13 protein-coding genes and 1 pseudogene are annotated in these 16,448 nt (G+C 68.0%); 7 read left to right on the top strand and 7 right to left on the bottom strand.

Going from position 1 to position 16,448, the window contains the following annotated elements; genetic code table 11:
• The 5 genes and pseudogenes from HMPREF3067_RS08520 to HMPREF3067_RS08500 form a co-directional block, all read right to left on the bottom strand.
• Window positions 1-693 (bottom strand): annotated as a pseudogene (locus tag HMPREF3067_RS08520) (hypothetical protein); the annotation flags it as partial.
• A gap of 89 nt (window positions 694-782) precedes the next feature.
• Entirely contained in the window at window positions 783-1,970 is a 1,188-nt protein-coding gene (locus HMPREF3067_RS08515) for an amidohydrolase (protein ID WP_070769283.1), read from the bottom strand.
• Between the two features lie 60 nt (window positions 1,971-2,030).
• The gene (locus HMPREF3067_RS08510) at window positions 2,031-4,793 is read right to left on the bottom strand and encodes an FAD-binding and (Fe-S)-binding domain-containing protein (protein WP_070769282.1); all 2,763 of its coding nucleotides are present in this window, start codon (window positions 4,791-4,793) and stop codon (window positions 2,031-2,033) included.
• Window positions 4,794-4,852: 59 nt separating this feature from the next.
• Complete coding sequence (locus HMPREF3067_RS08505) at window positions 4,853-6,430, bottom strand: PTS ascorbate transporter subunit IIC (RefSeq protein WP_070769281.1); 1,578 nt, start codon at window positions 6,428-6,430, stop codon at window positions 4,853-4,855.
• Between the two features lie 6 nt (window positions 6,431-6,436).
• The gene (locus HMPREF3067_RS08500) at window positions 6,437-7,342 is read right to left on the bottom strand and encodes a PTS sugar transporter subunit IIA (protein ID WP_070769280.1); all 906 of its coding nucleotides are present in this window, start codon (window positions 7,340-7,342) and stop codon (window positions 6,437-6,439) included.
• Window positions 7,343-7,617: 275 nt separating this feature from the next.
• Between HMPREF3067_RS08500 and HMPREF3067_RS08495 the strand changes: the two genes are divergently transcribed.
• The gene (locus tag HMPREF3067_RS08495; RefSeq protein WP_070769279.1) at window positions 7,618-9,012 is read left to right on the top strand and encodes a GntP family permease; all 1,395 of its coding nucleotides are present in this window, start codon (window positions 7,618-7,620) and stop codon (window positions 9,010-9,012) included.
• 78 nt (window positions 9,013-9,090) lie between these two features.
• Here the strand turns inward: HMPREF3067_RS08495 and HMPREF3067_RS08490 are convergent, their stop codons facing one another.
• The gene (locus HMPREF3067_RS08490) at window positions 9,091-9,591 is read right to left on the bottom strand and encodes a gluconokinase (protein ID WP_070769278.1); all 501 of its coding nucleotides are present in this window, start codon (window positions 9,589-9,591) and stop codon (window positions 9,091-9,093) included.
• Window positions 9,592-9,758: 167 nt separating this feature from the next.
• On the opposite strand from HMPREF3067_RS08490, the gene HMPREF3067_RS08485 reads away from it, so the two are divergent.
• From HMPREF3067_RS08485 to rbsD, 6 genes are all read left to right on the top strand, one after another.
• Window positions 9,759-10,769, top strand: a complete 1,011-nt coding sequence (locus HMPREF3067_RS08485) for a LacI family DNA-binding transcriptional regulator (RefSeq protein ID WP_070769277.1) — start codon at window positions 9,759-9,761, stop codon at window positions 10,767-10,769.
• Window positions 10,766-12,298: a sugar ABC transporter ATP-binding protein gene (locus HMPREF3067_RS08480; RefSeq protein WP_070769276.1), complete on the top strand. Its 1,533-nt coding sequence runs from the start codon at window positions 10,766-10,768 to the stop codon at window positions 12,296-12,298. The genes HMPREF3067_RS08485 and HMPREF3067_RS08480 overlap by 4 nt, the downstream gene beginning before the upstream one ends.
• Before the next feature lie 77 nt (window positions 12,299-12,375).
• Window positions 12,376-13,290 (top strand): ABC transporter permease, encoded by a 915-nt coding sequence (locus HMPREF3067_RS08475; RefSeq protein WP_070769302.1) that lies wholly within the window; start codon window positions 12,376-12,378, stop codon window positions 13,288-13,290.
• Window positions 13,291-13,357: 67 nt separating this feature from the next.
• Window positions 13,358-14,299 carry a D-ribose ABC transporter substrate-binding protein gene (locus HMPREF3067_RS08470; RefSeq protein WP_070769275.1) on the top strand — a complete coding sequence of 314 codons (942 nt, stop codon included), beginning with the start codon at window positions 13,358-13,360 and terminating at the stop codon, window positions 14,297-14,299.
• Window positions 14,299-15,243, top strand: a complete 945-nt coding sequence (locus HMPREF3067_RS08465; RefSeq protein WP_070769274.1) for a ribokinase — start codon at window positions 14,299-14,301, stop codon at window positions 15,241-15,243. The genes HMPREF3067_RS08470 and HMPREF3067_RS08465 overlap by 1 nt, the downstream gene beginning before the upstream one ends.
• A 4-nt stretch (window positions 15,244-15,247) precedes the next feature.
• Window positions 15,248-15,622, top strand: coding sequence for a D-ribose pyranase (gene rbsD / locus HMPREF3067_RS08460; RefSeq protein WP_070769273.1), 375 nt, complete (start codon window positions 15,248-15,250; stop codon window positions 15,620-15,622).
• Here rbsD and HMPREF3067_RS08455 read toward each other — a convergent pair.
• Complete coding sequence (locus tag HMPREF3067_RS08455) at window positions 15,619-16,419, bottom strand: (S)-acetoin forming diacetyl reductase (RefSeq protein WP_070769272.1); 801 nt, start codon at window positions 16,417-16,419, stop codon at window positions 15,619-15,621. The genes rbsD and HMPREF3067_RS08455 overlap by 4 nt on opposite strands.
• Between the last annotated feature and the right edge of the window lie 29 nt (window positions 16,420-16,448).

Here is a 16,448-nt window from a genome sequence, read left to right as displayed (position 1 = left end):
AAACGCCCGGGTCACCAACTCCGCACCACTGATCACCGCGCCGTTGGTCAGCTGCACGGTAATATCCGCGGCATCCTTGCCGCCGACCAAGTGCCCGAAATCCTTGAGATTGAGCACCACATTAGTGGTAACCGACGCGCGCACCCCGCCGCGGCACCTACCGCCGGCACCGACACCATCACCGGTCCCGGCACCTTCCCCGTCGCCGCTGGTGAAAACCGCGCGCGCATCCTCGACAGTGCGAACTTGAGCTTTGATATCGGCGACGAGACCAGCATCGGCGAGAAGACGCATCGACCACAACCCCTCAGCCGAACGCCGGTAGATCACCCCCGGCTGCGGCGTCAGGGCAGGCCGGGCCTCCTGAATCTTGCGGCGGGCCGTGGCGGCCATCTCCTTGACATCAACCGGCTGGGCAGACAACTCCTCCATGATGCGCCAAGCATCGTTTGTGTTTTTCACCCGCCGCAGCACCCCACGCAACACGTCGAGCACGGGCAGGCAGTGGCCGTGGCGGACAGCATTCGCGCGCACCCGACGCTGGCGGCGGACGTGCCTGACCGGGCCGAAAAACACCCCGGCCAAGTCGAAGAGACGCTCCAGCTCGTCACGGCCGGACCCAGCGGCCGCACGCTCGGCATCCCAATCAGCGTGCCAGGCGCCTTCCACGATCTCAATGCCAGGCTGGGTCACAGCAGCCACAAACCTAGAAAAACAATCCCCCGATGTCATACCCCACACACTAAGGCAGACCCCACCACCCCGCAACCGGGGCGGGGCAACTACTTGCCCAACCAGGCGTAAGCGGCGGTGATGAGGGCCTCGGTGCCGGTCTGCAGCGTCGGCTGCTGGACGGGCGCGAAGAACGGGCTGTGGTTCGGCATCTCCTCGCCCTCCTGGCCGCCGCCGAAGATCCAGTAGCAGTACGGGGTACCGAAGGCGTCGGCGACCACGGAGAAGTCCTCGGAGGCGGTAAACCGGTCGGCCTCCTGGACGCGGTCGCTGCCCAGGTGTTCCTCGAGGGCCTCGCGCACGCGGGCGGTGACGTCGGTGTCGTTGTCGGTAAGCGGGTAACGGTCGGAGAAGCTGAACTCCGGCTCCTTCGGCGAGCGCGCGGCCTCGCACTCGGCCTTCACGATCCGCTCGATGGCGGCGATGATCTTGTCCCGCACGTCCTCGTCGTAGGCGCGGATGTTGATCTTCAGGGTGGCATCAAACGGGATGACGTTGGCCTTGGAACCAGCCTGAACAGAGCCGACGGTAACCACGCCGAACTCGCTCGGGTTAAGCTCACGGGAAACGATGGTCTGCAGGCGCATGACGATCGAGCTGGCCAGCACCACCGGGTCGACGCTCAGGTGCGGCATGGACCCGTGAGAGCCGGTGCCGAAGACCTTGACGGTCACGCTGGTGCCCGTCGAGAGCACCGGGCCCGGCTTGATCGCCACGCTGCCGGCGGGCACCACGCTGCAGAAAACGTGCTGGCCCAGCATGACGTCCGGCTTGGCGACCTTGTCCACCACGCCGGCGTCCACCATGGACTGCGCTCCCTCGGCGGTCTCCTCGCCGGGCTGGAAGAGGACTTCCAGGGTGCCGGACCAGGCATCGGTGGCGTCCTTCATGAGGGCGGCCACGCCCATGAGCGCGGCGACGTGAGAGTCGTGGCCGCAGGCGTGCATGACGCCGTCGACGGTGGAGGAATACTCGAGGCCGGTGTCCTCCTGGATGGGCAGGGCATCGAAGTCGGCGCGCAGCATCACGGTGGGTCCGTCGCCGTTTTCTAAAACGCCGACGACACCGCCGCCGACCTCCACGACGTCGTAGTCGAATTCGCGCAGCTTGTCCGCGATGATCCCGCGGGTACGCTCCTCTTCCATGCTGAGCTCGGGGTGCTGGTGCAGGTCGACGTACAGCGCCTCCTGCTTCTCACGAATCCCGTCGTAGCCGCTAACGATGTCCCCTACTGCCATGGGCTGGCTCCTTCCGGTTCACTAAAGCGTACGGGAGCCAGCCTACGCCGAAACCAACGCCTAGCGGCTGGCCTTGTCCAGCAGCTCCAGGATGTGGTGGTAGTCGGAGCCGGTCGCACGTGTCAGCCCCAGCTCGCAGGTGCGGTTGGTCGACGCATGGTATTGGGCGCCGAATTCCTTGGCCTGGGCGGCCTCGGCCCGGGTGGCGGACGCGGTCAGCTCGGGGTGGAGCATGCCGCGGTCGCCGGCGTAGCCGCAGCAGTTCCAGGCGGTCGGCACGTTGACCTCGCGCGCGGCGGCACCGGCTACCTTTTCCAGGTCGGGCATAATCCCCAGCTGGAAGGCGGAGCAGGTCGGGTGCAGCGTGACGGACTCGGCGGGGTGCGCAACATCTAGGGCCGGGAGGATGTGCTCGGCGGTGAAGGCGATGGCATCGATAACGGTGACGCCGTGAGCTTCCAACAGGTCGCGGAAGCCGGCGGTACAGCTGGAGGCGTCGACGATAACGGGCAGCTTCCCGCCGTCGGTCAGCGGCGCGACGGTGTCCACGACGCGCTTTTCCATCACGTCGTGGCCCTCGCTTAAGCCCTTGGACGACCACGGGGTGCCGCAGCAGAGCTTGTCGATGCCACCGGGCACCTCCAGCGCCAGCCCGGCGCGCTCCAGGAGGTTGACGAAGGCATCGGTGGCGCCGGGACCGTCGCCCTGCGGGCCGAACATGGTGTTCACGCAGGCGGGCAGGAAGATGCCGGTCACGGCGGCGCGGTTGTCGCCGACGCGGCGGCCCAGGCGGGCGCGCGGCTTGCCGCCCTTGGACAGCTCGGGCTGATACTGCGGCATGACGTCGGAGCCGACCAGGCGGCGGCCGACGTCGGTGACGGCCTTGACCAGGGAGGTCGGCAGGAAGTGGGCGCCGGTCAGCGCTACCGATGCGCCTTCGCTGACCACCGGCCAGCCCTTCGCCGCGGCCTTCCACCCGGCCTGCAGGACCGGCTGGGCCTGATCGCGGCGCAGGCGCTTGATGAACTTGCCGGTGTCGATGCCCACCGGGCAGGCGGTGCGGCACATGGAGTCGACGGCGCAGGTCTCGATGCCCTCGTACTGGTAGGCCTCGTCGAGCTCGGCGACGGTGGCGTTATCACCGGCCTCCTCGGCGCGCTTGCGGGCGCGGCGGACCACGATGCGCTGGCGTGGGGTGAGCGTGAGATCCCGCGACGGGCAGACCGGCTCGCAGTAGCCGCACTCCACGCAGCGGTCGATCTCTTCCTCGACGGTTGGGTTGAGCTTGATGTTTTTGACGTGGGCGTCCGGGTCGTCGTCGAGGATGACGCCCGGGTTCATGGTGTTGCCCGGGTCGCAGGCGCGCTTGAGCTCCTGCATGACGGCGTAGAGCTCGTCGCCGTACTGGCGGCGCACATACGGCGCCATCGCGCGGCCGGTGCCGTGCTCGGCCTTGAGGTTGCCCTCGGCCTCCAGCACCAGGGAGACCATGTCCTCGTTGAAATTGTTGAAGCGGCCGATGGCCTCGTCGCCCTCGAAGCGGTCGGTGAGCAGGAAGTGGATGTTGCCGTCCTTGGCGTGGCCGAAGATGACGGCGTCGTCGTAGGAGTAGCGGGCGAAGATGTCCTGCAAGCCGGCGCAGGCGTCCGCCAGGTCGGCGACCGGCACGACGATGTCCTCCAGCAGCGCCGTGGTGCCCGACGGGCGGGCCTCCGCGACCTGGGCGTAGAGGCCCTTGCGGAAGTTCCAGGCGGCGGTGCGGGTGGCGGCATCGGCGGAAAATTGTGCCGGGGACTGGAGGTTGAGCTCGGCCAGCAGCTTCGATCCGGCCTGCTCCTTGGCGTTGATTTCGTCCTCGCTGTCGGCGTGGTACTCGATGAGCAGGGCGGCCTGGGAGTCGACGTCGAAGCCGGTGATGGCCTCCGGGACCTTGTCGAAGGTGCGGCCCACGCGGATGGAGGCCGAGTCCATCAGCTCCAGGGTGGCCGCGCCGGTATCCAGCAGGTCCGGCAGGCTGCGGGTGGCGGCGTCCACGTCCGGGAAGACGGCCACGGAGGTGGTGGTCAGGCGGGCGATCGGCACGGTGCGGAAGACGGCCTCGGCGATAAAGGCCAGGGTGCCCTCCGAGCCGATGATGAGGTGCTCCAGGATCTTCGCCGGGGTCTCATAGTCCAGGAAGGAGTTCAGGCCGTAGCCCATCGTGTTTTTCAGGCTGAAGTGCTTGGTGATTTTCTCCACCGACGCCGGGTTGTCCACCACGCGGCGGCGCAGGCGCTGGAGGGTCTCGAAGAGCTCGGGCTCCTGCTGGGCCAGCTGCTGATCGGCGTCCGGGCGGGCGGTGTCCAGGACGGTACCGGACGGCAGGACCAGGGTCATCGACTCCAGGGTGCGGTAGGTGTTTAGCTCCGTGCCGCAGGCCATGCCGGAGGAGTTGTTGGCGATCACACCGCCCATCGTGGCGGCGGACTCGCTGGCTGGGTCCGGGCCCAGCTTGCGGCCATACAGCCCCAGGCGGGCGTTGACCTGGCGGACTGTGGCGCCCGGCTGGACGCGCACGCGCTCGCCGCCATCGAGGACCTCGATGCCGCGGAAGTGCTTGCGCACGTCCACTAGGTAGCCGTCGCCGGCGGACTGGCCGGCCAGGGAGGTGCCGCCGGAGCGCAGAGTCACGGAGATGTTGTTAGCGCGCCCGGCGCGGAGGGCGGCGGCGACGTCATCGGCGTTTTTGGCTTCGATGACGGCTTGCGGGGTGAACAAGAAGTGGGAGGCATCGCTGGCCGCGGCCACGCGATCGATCAGGGCGGTGTTGACGTCGAGGCTCATGCCTTTAATTGCACGCCCGCCGGCACACCCCCGCAAGTAAGGAGGGGGTTAGAACGGGGTTAGTTCCGGGGTGCGGGCGGCGTCGGCGCACCCGCGGGCGGGGTGACACGCGGGTAGTGCCGCCAGGTGCCGCGGCGGGCGTCGGCCCCGGCATCGGTGGCGGCGCCGGCATCGGTAGCTGCCTCGTCGTGCGCGGTCGGCGCGGAGCGGTGTGGGGTGGGGTCCCAGTGGGCATCGACGAGCCGGACCTGGCAGAACCAGCCCAGGGCCAGCACGGCCAAACCGACGAGGCCGACCAGGATGAGGCCCACTACCCCGCCGGGCGCGGACGCCCAGCCGATGAGCATGCCGAACCAGCCGAAGTCGGCGTCGCCGAAGGTGGTGTTCGCCGATCCGAAGGAGCCCAACACGCCCAGCAGGAAGGCCGGCAGGAAGGTGATGAGCAGGCCGTTGGCAAAACCGCCGGCGGCCGCGCCCCGGCGCCCACCGGTGGCGTTGCCGTACACACCCGCGGCGCCGCCGGTGAAAAAGTGCGGGACGAGACCGGGCAGGATGAGTGCGGCCCCGAAGGCCGGGCCCAGCCACAGCGACAGGGCCGCCAGGCCGACCAGCCCGCCGGCAAAGGAGGTTAGGAAGCCGACCAGGACGGCATTTTGGGCGTACGGGAAGACGATGGGGGCATCGAGGGCCGGGATGGCTCCGGGCACGACCTTGGCGGCAATGCCCTGGAAGGCGGGCACGAGCTCGCCCAGGATGGTGCGCACGCCGAACAGGATGACGGCGACGGCCACGCCGAACTGCAGGCCCTGGGTCAGCGACTGCATGAGGTAGTTGCCCACCCCGGTCGCGCCGTTCTCGAAGGCGGCGAAGGCCGCGTCGCCGGCGCGGGCCAGAAACAGCAGGGCGAGCACGATGTACATCAGCGCCATCGACAGCGCGGTGGCGACCATGGAGTCGCGCAGGAAGCGCAGGCCCTCCGGCAGGCGGAGCTGCTCCGTGGAGGCGGACGGGCGACGCTTGCCGCCGACCAGCTTGCCCACCGCGCCCGCGGCGACGTAGCCGGCGGTGCCGAAGTGGCCAATTGCCACGGAGTCGTCACCGGTGATGCGCCGGGTCCACGGGTGCGCGATGGCCGGCAGGGAGACCATCAGGATGCCCAGGAGGGCGGCGCCGAAGACGATGACCACCCAGGCGGGGTAGCCGGCGGGGGCGAAGACCATCGTTAGCAGGGTGGCCATGAACAGCACATGGTGGCCGGTCAGGAAAACGTACCGCAGCGGCGTGAACCGGGCCAGCAGCAGGGAGACCACGAAGCCCAGGATCATCACCCAGGCGACCTGGCTGCCGAACTGCTGCTGGGCGATGCCCACGATGGCCTCGTTAGTCGGCACCACCCCGTGCGCGCCGGTCGCGCCGGTAATCATGACGCCGAGCGGCTCCAGGGAGGCGGTGACCAGCCCGGCGCCGGCGTCGATAAGCAGGAAGCCGAGCGTGGCCTTAATCGCCCCGCCCAGCACCTGGCCGATGCCCCGGCCCAGCGCGCTAAGCCCAATGGCGGTGATGATGCCGATGAGGAAGGCCGGCACGGCCAGGATCTCATTGACCACGAAGTTGGCGGCGTCTACCAGGATGTTCATGTGCTTCTACCGGCCTTCCTGTGCGGCGGGGATGTCGTAGATTTCGCGGAGCGCGCGGTCGAGCTCCGCGGCGGAGGTGAAGTTGTCGATGACGTAGACCGGCGCCCCCACATCGCCTAAGGCGGCGGCGATTTCGCCGGAGGTCAGCAGGACGTCGGCCTCGCTGGCGCGCCCCTTCGCGGAGATGGTGTCGGTGGCCTCGACGGTGAAATACGGCGACCAGCCCCACTCGCCCAACACGCCGTCCAGAGTGTTCTTCAAAAACAGCGAGGTGCCCAGCCCGTTGCCGCAGACGGTAAGTATCTTGCCCTTGCTCTCGACGGCGCCGTCGGGGCGCGCGGCGGGGCCGCCGGTTGCGGCGGCTGAGCCCGCCGTGCCGGTTGCGGCGGCCGCAGCGGCTTCTTGGGCCTCGCGCTCTTCGCGCTCGCGGCGCATGGCGATGGCGTTCGCAGCGGCGGTGGGCACGTAGCCGTCCAAGACGTTGCGCAGCTGCCCTTCGGAGGTGACGACGTCGAGAAGCTCGCGCTTGTCGGCATCGCCGAGCACGCGGGCCAGTTCCTTCATGGCGCGGGTGTGGGCGAAGTCGTCGCGGGCGGCCAGGGCCACGACCAGGGTGACCGGGTCGTTAGTGCCGTGGCCAAAGCGGACGGGCTCGGCCAGGCGCACCCAGCTAATCGCGGTGTGGCGGACCGCCTCCGAGGGGCGGGCGTGGGCGAAGGCGAAGCCGGGTGCGACGACGATATAGGGCCCGTTGTTGTCCACGGTCTCGATCATCGCCTGGGTGTAGTCGGCGGTGGCGGAACCGCTGGACTCCAGCAGGCGGCCGGCGCGGGTGATAGCGGCGCGCCAGTCCGCGGCGGGCGCGTCCAGCTCCACGGCCCCGGGCGCGAGTAAGGCTCCTAGTTTGGACATGCTCTCTCCTTGCACTTTTCGATTGCGTCAGCGTCAACTAGAGATCAACTAGGGCGCCGCCCTGCGGTAGATACACCTGAATTTAGCAACCCGCACGCCGCGGACTCAAAAAGCAAATCCCGCAGGTGTGTTGTTTCCCAAGCTCACCGACACCCTGAACGCGGGGGTGTGCGTGTTAACTTGAGTTATGGGCCCCGCGCCCGCCCACAGCGAGCGGAGCCTTCCCCCTAACTACACAAACCACAGAGGAAAAGAGGTTTGTCCCTATGGAGACAATGGAGACGTGGGAGCCGACGCTGGGCGCGGGCCCGCTGTTGGGCATCGCGGTGGCGGCCATCGCGCTGATTCTGGTGATGGTCATCTATTTCCGCGTGCACGCTTTCGTCACGCTGGTGGCCGTGTCTGCGCTCACGGCTTTGGCGGCGGGGCTGCCCATCGCCGGGGTGGTCGAGACGATGACGGATGGCTTCGGGAGCACGCTGGCATCGGTGGCGCTTCTGGTCGGCCTGGGCGCGATGATCGGACGGCTGGTGGAGGCCTCCGGCGGCGCGAAATCGCTTGCCGATGCCCTAGTAGCCCGCTTCGGCGAAGACCGCGCGCCGTTGGCGCTGGGCATCGCCTCGCTGATCATGGGCTTCCCCATCTTCTTCGACGCCGGCCTGGTGGTCATGCTGCCGGTCATCTTCGCGGTGGCGCGCCGACTCAACGGCCCAGTGCTGGCCTATGGCATCCCGGCCGCCGGCGCTTTCTCGGTCACGCACGTCTTCCTGCCGCCGCACCCGGGCCCGGTCGCGGCCGCGGAGTTTTTCAACGCGGACATCGGGCTTATTTTGGCGCTGGGCCTGCTGATCGCTATCCCGACGTGGTACTTCTCCGGCTACCGCCTGGGCCTGTTTCTGGGTAAGAAATTCCCCTTCGACGTTACGGAAATGCTCACCGGACCGGCCGTGAAGGAAGCGGAGATGCCCAACCGCCCGGCCTCCCCAGCGGCGGTGGTTTCGGTGCTGCTCATCCCGCTGGTGCTGATCTTCTGCAACACGGGGCTGAGCACGCTGGCGACGGCCGGCACCATCGATGGCGAGGCCACCTGGGCGCAGGTGCTCATCATGGTGGGCCAGACCCCCATCGCGCTGCTGATTACCACCTTCGCCGCGATGGCAATCCTGGGCCTGGGCCGCGGGGTGGACAAGAACGTCATCGAAAAGACCATGGAGTCCTCGCTGGGGCCCATCTGCTCGGTGGTGCTCATTACCGGTGCGGGCGGCATGTTCGGCGGGGTGCTGCGCACCTCCGGTATCGGGGATGCGCTGGCGGATTCACTGTCGGGTATCAGCATCCCGGTGATTCTGGCCTGCTACCTCATCGCCGTGGCACTGCGCCTGGCGCAGGGCTCGGCGACGGTCGCGCTGACCACCGCCGCCGCGCTGATGGTCCCGGCGGTCGAGGCCGGCGACTTTAACGAGGTCCAGCTCGCGCTCATCGTGCTGGCGACGGCGGCGGGCTCGGTCTTCGGCAGCCACGTCAACGACTCGGGCTTCTGGCTGGTCGGTCGCCTGATGGGCATGGACGTGGCCACCACTCTGCGCACCTGGACCGTCAACCAGATGCTCATCAGCGTGATCGGCTTCGTCCTCGCGCTAGTGCTCTTCGGAGTCGCCGCGGCGTTCTAACGCGTCGGGGAATCCCGCAGTGTTTCACCTAGCGGGAAATCCCACGATGTGTGGCTGGCTGCGTTTAACTGGCTACGTTCAAGCAGCCAGGTAGTCCGCCACCTGGCGGGCGATTTCTTCTTCCGGCTGGTCAACGTCAAAGACGGCGCCGGTCTCGTCGGCCTCTAGCGGCTCGAGAGTGTCGAACTGCGACTGCAACAGCGAGGCGGGCATGAAGTGGCCGGCGCGGTGCTGCATGCGCTCGGCCAGTACCGAGAATTCCCCGGCCACGTGCACGAACACGACATCGGGGCAGTGCTCGCGCAACAGGTCTCGGTAGGAGCGCTTGAGCGCGGAACAGCCGACCATGGTGCCGCTAGGCTGCTCGGCCAACCAGGTGCCGATGGCGGTGAGCCAGGGCCAGCGGTCGGCATCGTTGAGCGGGGTGCCCGCAGACATCTTGGCGATGTTTTCGGCCGGGTGCATGTCGTCGCCGTCGCGGTAGGCGTTACCGGTCAGCGCGGCGACGTTGTGGCCGACGGTGGTCTTGCCGGAGCCGGAGACGCCCATGATGACGACGTGGTAGGAACTGCTAGTCATTCTCCCAAGTTTAGTGGCGCGACCTGCGCCAGCGGCAAAGGGTGAGCAGGGGCACTTGACGAGGCGCGGTCTAACGTCGTAAATTTAGCCGCAAAACACAATGCAAACGTTTGCAGCAATCGTTTGCACCCCTCCCCTCCGACTGGGAAGAAGGTCCGCCCCCTACCATGCCTGCCCACAGCGCCAACCTGAAAGACGTCGCCCTGGCCGCGGGAGTCTCGGTGTCCACGGCCTCCCGCGCGCTGGCCGGCAAGGACTCCATCTCCGCGGCCACGCGCCAGCGCGTGGAGCGGGCGGCCCAGGCACTCAACTACCACCCGAATATCCAGGCCCGCGGGCTGCGCACCGCGCGCACCTACACGCTAGGCCTGGTCATCCCGACGCTGCTCAACCCCTACTTCGCCACGATGGCCGACGCGGTCCAGGCCCGCGCGACCGCCAATGGCCTGGCCACCATCATCACCTCCTACTCGGAGGACTCGAGCCGGCTGCGCGACGCGGTGACCACACTGTCGCAGCAGAACGTGGACGGCATGCTGGTCGTCCCCACCGCGGACGCGCTCTCCCTGCTCGGCGCGGTCAAGGCGGCGGGCACGCCGGTCGTGCTCATCGACCGCTCCCTTGCCGGATCCGACCTGCCGACGGTGGTCTCCGACCCGGAGCCCGGCATCACGGCGGCGGTGGAGCTGCTCTACGCGCGCGGACACCGGCGCATCGGCTACCTGGCCGGCCCAGAGGAGCTGTCCACCGGCGCGGAGCGGCGGGCGGCCTTTAGCGCGGCGGCAGACCGCGTGGGCATCGGCAGCGAGCATGTTTTCCAGGGCGGCTTCGAGGTCTCGCAGGGCATTACCGGCACGCGGGAGCTGCGGGAAGCCGGGTGCACGGCAGTCATCGCGGGCGATTCCATGATGACCCTCGGCGCGCTGGAGTACTGCCACCGGGAGAAGGTGCGCATCGGCAAGCAGCTGGCGCTGGTGGGCTTCGACGACCTGGACTACATGCGGGTCCAGCCCACGCCGCTTTCTGTCATCGACCAAGACGTGACTCAACTGGGCTACCGCGCCGCCGATGCCCTGGTCGCCGCCCTGTCCGGCATGTCGCCGCCGGACGTGACCCTGCCAACCCGGCTTATCACCCGTCAATCCACCGAACACTATCTCCAGGAGGTGCCGCGATGAACCACCCGGTCATCATGCGGCTAGAAGGAATCAACAAATCCTTCGGACCCGTAAACGTCATCCGCGACGTCAGCCTTGACGTGCGCGCGGGCCACGTGCACGCGCTACTGGGCGAAAACGGCGCCGGCAAGTCGACGCTTATCAAGATGATGTCGGGCGTCTACCAGCCGGATACCGGCCGCGTCCTCGTCGACGGCGCGGAGGTCCAGCTGCCGAACACGAAGGCGGCGGAGGCGCTGGGCATTGCCACCATCCACCAGGAGCTCAACCTGGTGCCGACGATGTCCGTGGCCGAAAACATCATGCTGGGCCGCACGCCGTCGCGCTTCGGGCTGGTCAACAAGAAGTACCTGCGCAACGAGGCGGCGGCCGCCCTGCGGCTCATCGGCCTGGACGTCAACCTGGACACCCCGGTCGGTGAGCTAGGCATTGCCCGCCAGCAGCTGGTGGAAATCGCCAAGGCACTGTCGATGAACGCGCGCCTGCTCATCCTGGACGAACCCACCGCCGCGCTGACCGGCAAGGAAGTCGACCAGCTCTTCGCCGTGGTCGAGGATCTGCGCGCCAAGGGCGTCGGGATGGTCTTCATCTCCCACCACCTGGAGGAGCTGGCCCGGATCGCGGATTCCATCTCCGTGCTGCGCGACGGCAACGTCGTCGCCGAGGTCGGCCCGGACACCCCGGAGGCGGAGCTGGTCCGCCTGATGGTCGGCCGCGACATCGACAACCAGTACCCGCGCGAGGCGGAAACACCCGGCGAGGCCCTGCTCAGCGTGCGGGGGCTTTCCACGCAGGGCAGCTTCGCAGACGTCAGCTTCGACGTCCACGCCGGCGAGGTCGTCGGACTAGCCGGGCTGGTCGGCGCGGGCCGCACGGAGATCATCCGGGCCATCGCCGGCGCAGACAAGGTGGATTCCGGCGAGGTCCGCGTGGCCGGCAGCCCGCTCAAGCTGGGCGATATCGCCGCCGCCATCCGCGCCGGCATCGGGCACGTGCCCGAGGACCGCAAGTCCCAGGCGCTCATCCTGGACGCCACCATCGGCGAGAACCTCGGCCTGGCCACGCTGAATAAGACCAGCAAGGCCGGGCTCGCCGACCGGCGCGGCCAGAAGGCCCGCGCCCGCGAGGTGGCCGAGAAGCTGCGCATCCGCATGGCCGACATCGACCAGCCCATCCGGGACCTGTCCGGCGGCAACCAGCAAAAGGCCGTCTTCGGCCGCTGGGTGCTGGCTGGCTCCCGCGTGCTGCTGCTGGACGAGCCCACCCGCGGCGTCGACGTCGGCGCGAAGGTGGAGATCTACCGGATCATCAACGAGGTCACCGCCGCCGGCGGGGCCGTCCTGATGGCTTCCTCCGACCTGCCGGAGGTGCTGGGCATGTCCGACCGGGTGCTGGTGGCCTCCGGCGGCAAAATCGCCGGCGAGCTGCCGCCGACCGCCACCCAGGACGAGGTCATGACCCTCGCCGTATCCAACGTCACCAGCACGATTACCGAAAACCCCCACGACTTTGAGGAGATCGCCTCATGACCACCACCGCTACCGCCGCCAGCGCGCCCGCCGGCGCCCCGACGGGCCCGAGCCGCTGGCACCGGGTATCCAACTGGATGATGAACAACGGCGCGCTCGTCGGACTCATCGTCCTGTGCGTGGCGCTTTTCATCGCCACCCCGCACTTCCTGACCGTTAACAACCTGGTCAACATCGGCATCCAGGCCGCCACCGTGGCCATCCTGGCCTTCGGCATGACGTTTGTCATCATCACCGCCGGCATCGACCTGTCGGTGGGCTCCGTCGCCGCCCTGGGCGCGATGGTCTCGGCCTCCTTCTTCGTCAACACCGGCCTGCCGGGCTGGGTCACGCTGATCCTCGGCCTGCTCACCGGCCTGCTGGCCGGTGTCATCTGCGGCATGGCGACGGCCTGGGGCAAGATCCCGTCGTTCATCGCCACCCTGGCCATGATGTCGATCGCCCGCGGCGCCACCCTGGTCATCTCTCAGGGCTCGCCGATGCCCACCGCCGACGCCGTCAACTGGATGGGCTCGACCGTGGCCGGGGTGCCCATCCCGATCGTGATGATGGTCATCGCCGGCCTGGTGTGCTGGTTCATCCTGGAGCGCACCGTGCTGGGGCGCTCCATGTACGCCATCGGCGGCAACCTGGAGGCCGCGCGCCTGTCCGGCCTTCCGGTCCGCAAGATCCAGGTCGCCGTCTTCGGCCTGTCCGGCCTCTTCGCCGCGCTGTCCGGCCTGGTCATGGCCGGCCGTCTGACCTCGGCGCAGCCGCAGGCGGGTGTGGGCTACGAGCTGGACGCGATTGCGGCGGTGGTCATCGGTGGGGCATCGCTAGCCGGCGGCGCCGGCAAGGCCACCGGCACCCTGGTCGGCGCGCTGCTGCTAGCCGTCATCCGCAACGGGCTGAACCTGCTCAACGTCTCCTCCTTCTGGCAGCAGATTGTCATCGGCCTGGTCATCGCGCTGGCCGTGGGCTTCGACGTCATCCGTAACAAGACCGCTAACTAAATACCCTCCCCTCCCCCGGCGGCGCGCGAAAAGTACCCCGCCGCCACACGAAAAGTAAGGAAAACTCATGTCTGCATCCCGGACCCGCACCCTTGTCCGCAAGTCCCTGGCCGTGGCCTCCGTCGCCGCGCTGACGCTGTCGGTTGCCGCCTGCAACCGCGGCGAGGCCGCCAGCGACAACGTCACTCTGGCGCTGTCGACCCAGACCAACCCCTTCTTCGTCGAGCTGCGCGACGGCGCCCAGGAAAAGGCCGACGAGCTGGGCATCAACCTGGATATCCAGGACGCCTCCGACGACGCTTCCACCCAGACCAACCAGCTGAAGAACGCGGAGACCTCCGGCGCCGGCGTCGTGATTGTCAACCCGACGGACTCCGACGCCGTGGGCTCGGCCGTCCAGTCGCTCAACGCCGCGGACATCCCGGTCGTGGCGGTGGACCGCTCCTCCAGCGCCGGCGAGGTTGCCTCGTTTGTGGCCTCCGATAACGTCGCCGGCGGCGAGCAGGCCGCCGATGCCCTGGCTGAATCCATCGGCGAGGAAGGCGAGATCCTCGTCCTGCAGGGTATTTCCGGTTCCTCGGCCTCCCGCGACCGCGGCGAGGGCTTCGAGAAGGGTCTGAAGAAGTACCCGAATATTAAGGTCGCGGCCAAGCAGACCGCGAACTTCGACCGCACCGAGGGCCTGAACGTGACCACCAACCTGCTGCAGGCCCACCCGAACGTCAAGGCCGTCTTCGCCGAGAACGACGAGATGGCCCTCGGCGCCATCGAGGCCCTGGGCGCTAAGGCCGGCAAGGAGGTCAAGGTCTTCGGCTTCGACGGCACCGAGGACGGCATCAAGGCCATCGAGGACGGCACCCTGGAAGGCACCATCGCGCAGCTGCCGGACGAGCTGGGAGCCAAGGCCGTGGAGCAGGCCGCTGCTATCCTGAACGGCGAGGACCCGGAAGCCGAAATCCCGGTCGAAGTTGTCACCGTCACCAAGCAGAACGTAGCTGAGTACAAATAATGACTGAACCGACCAGCATCCCGTCCACCGCTGCCGCCCAGCCCGGCCGCCTGGCCGTCGTGGGCTCCATCAACGCCGACCTCATGGTGGGCGTAGACCGCCACCCACACCCGGGCGAGACCCTCCTGGGCAGCGGCGGCGGCATCCTGGCCGGAGGCAAGGGTGCTAACCAGGCCGTGGCCGCGGCGTTGCAGGGCGCGCAGGTGGACTTCGTCGGCGCGGTGGGCGACGACCCCTACTCCGCCCCGGCGATGAGCCACCTGAAAAGCAGCGGCGTGAACCTGGAGCATGTAGCAACCCGTTCCTCCACGACGACGGGGCTGGCGGTTATCACGGTCAGCGCGGACGGGGAGAACACCATCGTAGTCATCCCCGGCGCGAACGCCACCGTGGACGGCGGCTACGTCGACGCGCACTCGGCGGCGGTGTCGGCGGCCGACATCGTCCTGCTCCAAGGCGAAATTCCCGCCGAAGGCTTTGCCGCCGCCGCCCGCCACGCCCACCGCCTGGTGGTCAACCTAGCCCCGGTCATTGAGGTCGACCGGGACAGCCTGCTGCGCGCGGACCCGCTGGTGGTCAACGAACACGAGGCCGACCTGGTGCTGGCCCAGCTGGGCGCACCGGTGGCCTCGGCGGACCCGCACGACTTGGTGCAGGCGCTGCTGGGCGTCGGCTTCACCAGCGTCGTGCTGACGCTGGGCGCCCAGGGCGCCCTGGTCGGGGACGCCTCCGGTCTGACGGACATCCCCACCCCGCGCATCCACGCGGTGGATACCACCGGCGCCGGCGACGCCTTCACGGGCGCGCTGGTAGCCCGCCTGCTGGCCGGGGCATCGCTAACCGATGCCGCCCGGCACGCCGCCCGCGTCGGCGCTTTTGCCGCCCTGTCCACTGGCGCCCAGCCGTCCTACCCCGGCTTGGACGCGGAACTACCACAGGTATAAAAACATGCGTAAACAAGGAATTCTAAACCCCGAGCTGACCTGGGCGATTAGCCGCTTGGGCCACACCGACACCTTCGCCATCGGCGACTGCGGCCTGCCGCTGCCGGACGGCGTGAAGGTCATCGATTTGAGCCTCGTCTTCGGCGTGCCGAGCTTCGCGGACGTCGCCCGCGCCATCCTCAACGAGGTGGTCGTGGAGGCCGTCGCGATTGCCGACAGCACCCCACGCGAAATCCGCGAGCTACTCCCAAACGTGCCCGTCCGGGAGACCACTCACGAAACACTGAAGAACCGGCTCGCGGAGTGCCGGTTCATCGTGCGCACTGGGGAGACTACCCCGTTTGCTAATGCGATTTTCCGCAGTGGCGTGGCCTTTTAATGGAAGACCATGCCGCCGTCGACCACTAGGGTCTGGCCGGTGACATAATCCGAGTCCTCGCCGGCCAGGAAGGAAATCGCCTTGGCGACGTCCTCGACCTCGGACAGGCGCTTGAGCGTGATGTTCTTGGTGAACTGCTCCCAGCCCCACTCCTCCGGCTGGTTGTTGCTGCGCGCCAGGTCCTGGGCGAGCTTCTCCATCAGCGGGGTGCGGACGATGCCCGGGGCGTAGGCGTTGACGGTGATGCCGTCGTCAGCCAGGTCCTGGGCCGTGGTCTGGGTCAGGCCACGGATGGCGAACTTGGTGGAGGTGTACAGCGGGATACCCGGGTTGCCCTTCACACCGGCCTGGGACGTGGCATTGATGATCTTGCCGCCGTGGCCCAGCTCGCGCAGCTTCTTGGCTGCCGCCTGGATACCCCAGATAACACCCTTGACGTTGATGTCGTAGATGGTGTCGATGTCCTTTTCGGTCACGTCGAGGATATCGATCTGCGGCGCGATGCCGGCGTTGTTGATGATGACGTCAAAGCCGCCGAGCTTTTCCACCGTCTGGTCCACCGCCGCGTAGACCGAGTCCCGGTCCGCCGCGTTGACCTCGATGGCGATGGCACCTGCGGCCTCACCGCCCAGGTCTTGCGCGACCTTCTGCGCGGTGTCCAGGTTCAGGTCCCCCACCGCAACGCGGAAGCCATCCCGGTACAGGCGCTTGATAGCCGCCTCACCGATTCCCTGACCGCCACCGATCATCAGGGCGACCTTGCCGTTTTCTACGCGTTCCGTAGCTTGAGCAGACATTGGTTTTCTCCTTAAGTCCAGCACGTTGG

It is taken from the genome of Corynebacterium sp. HMSC04H06 (genome assembly GCF_001815935.1).
Classification (GTDB): Bacteria; Actinomycetota; Actinomycetes; order Mycobacteriales; family Mycobacteriaceae; genus Corynebacterium.
This window is presented reverse-complemented; position numbering and strand designations above follow the sequence as displayed.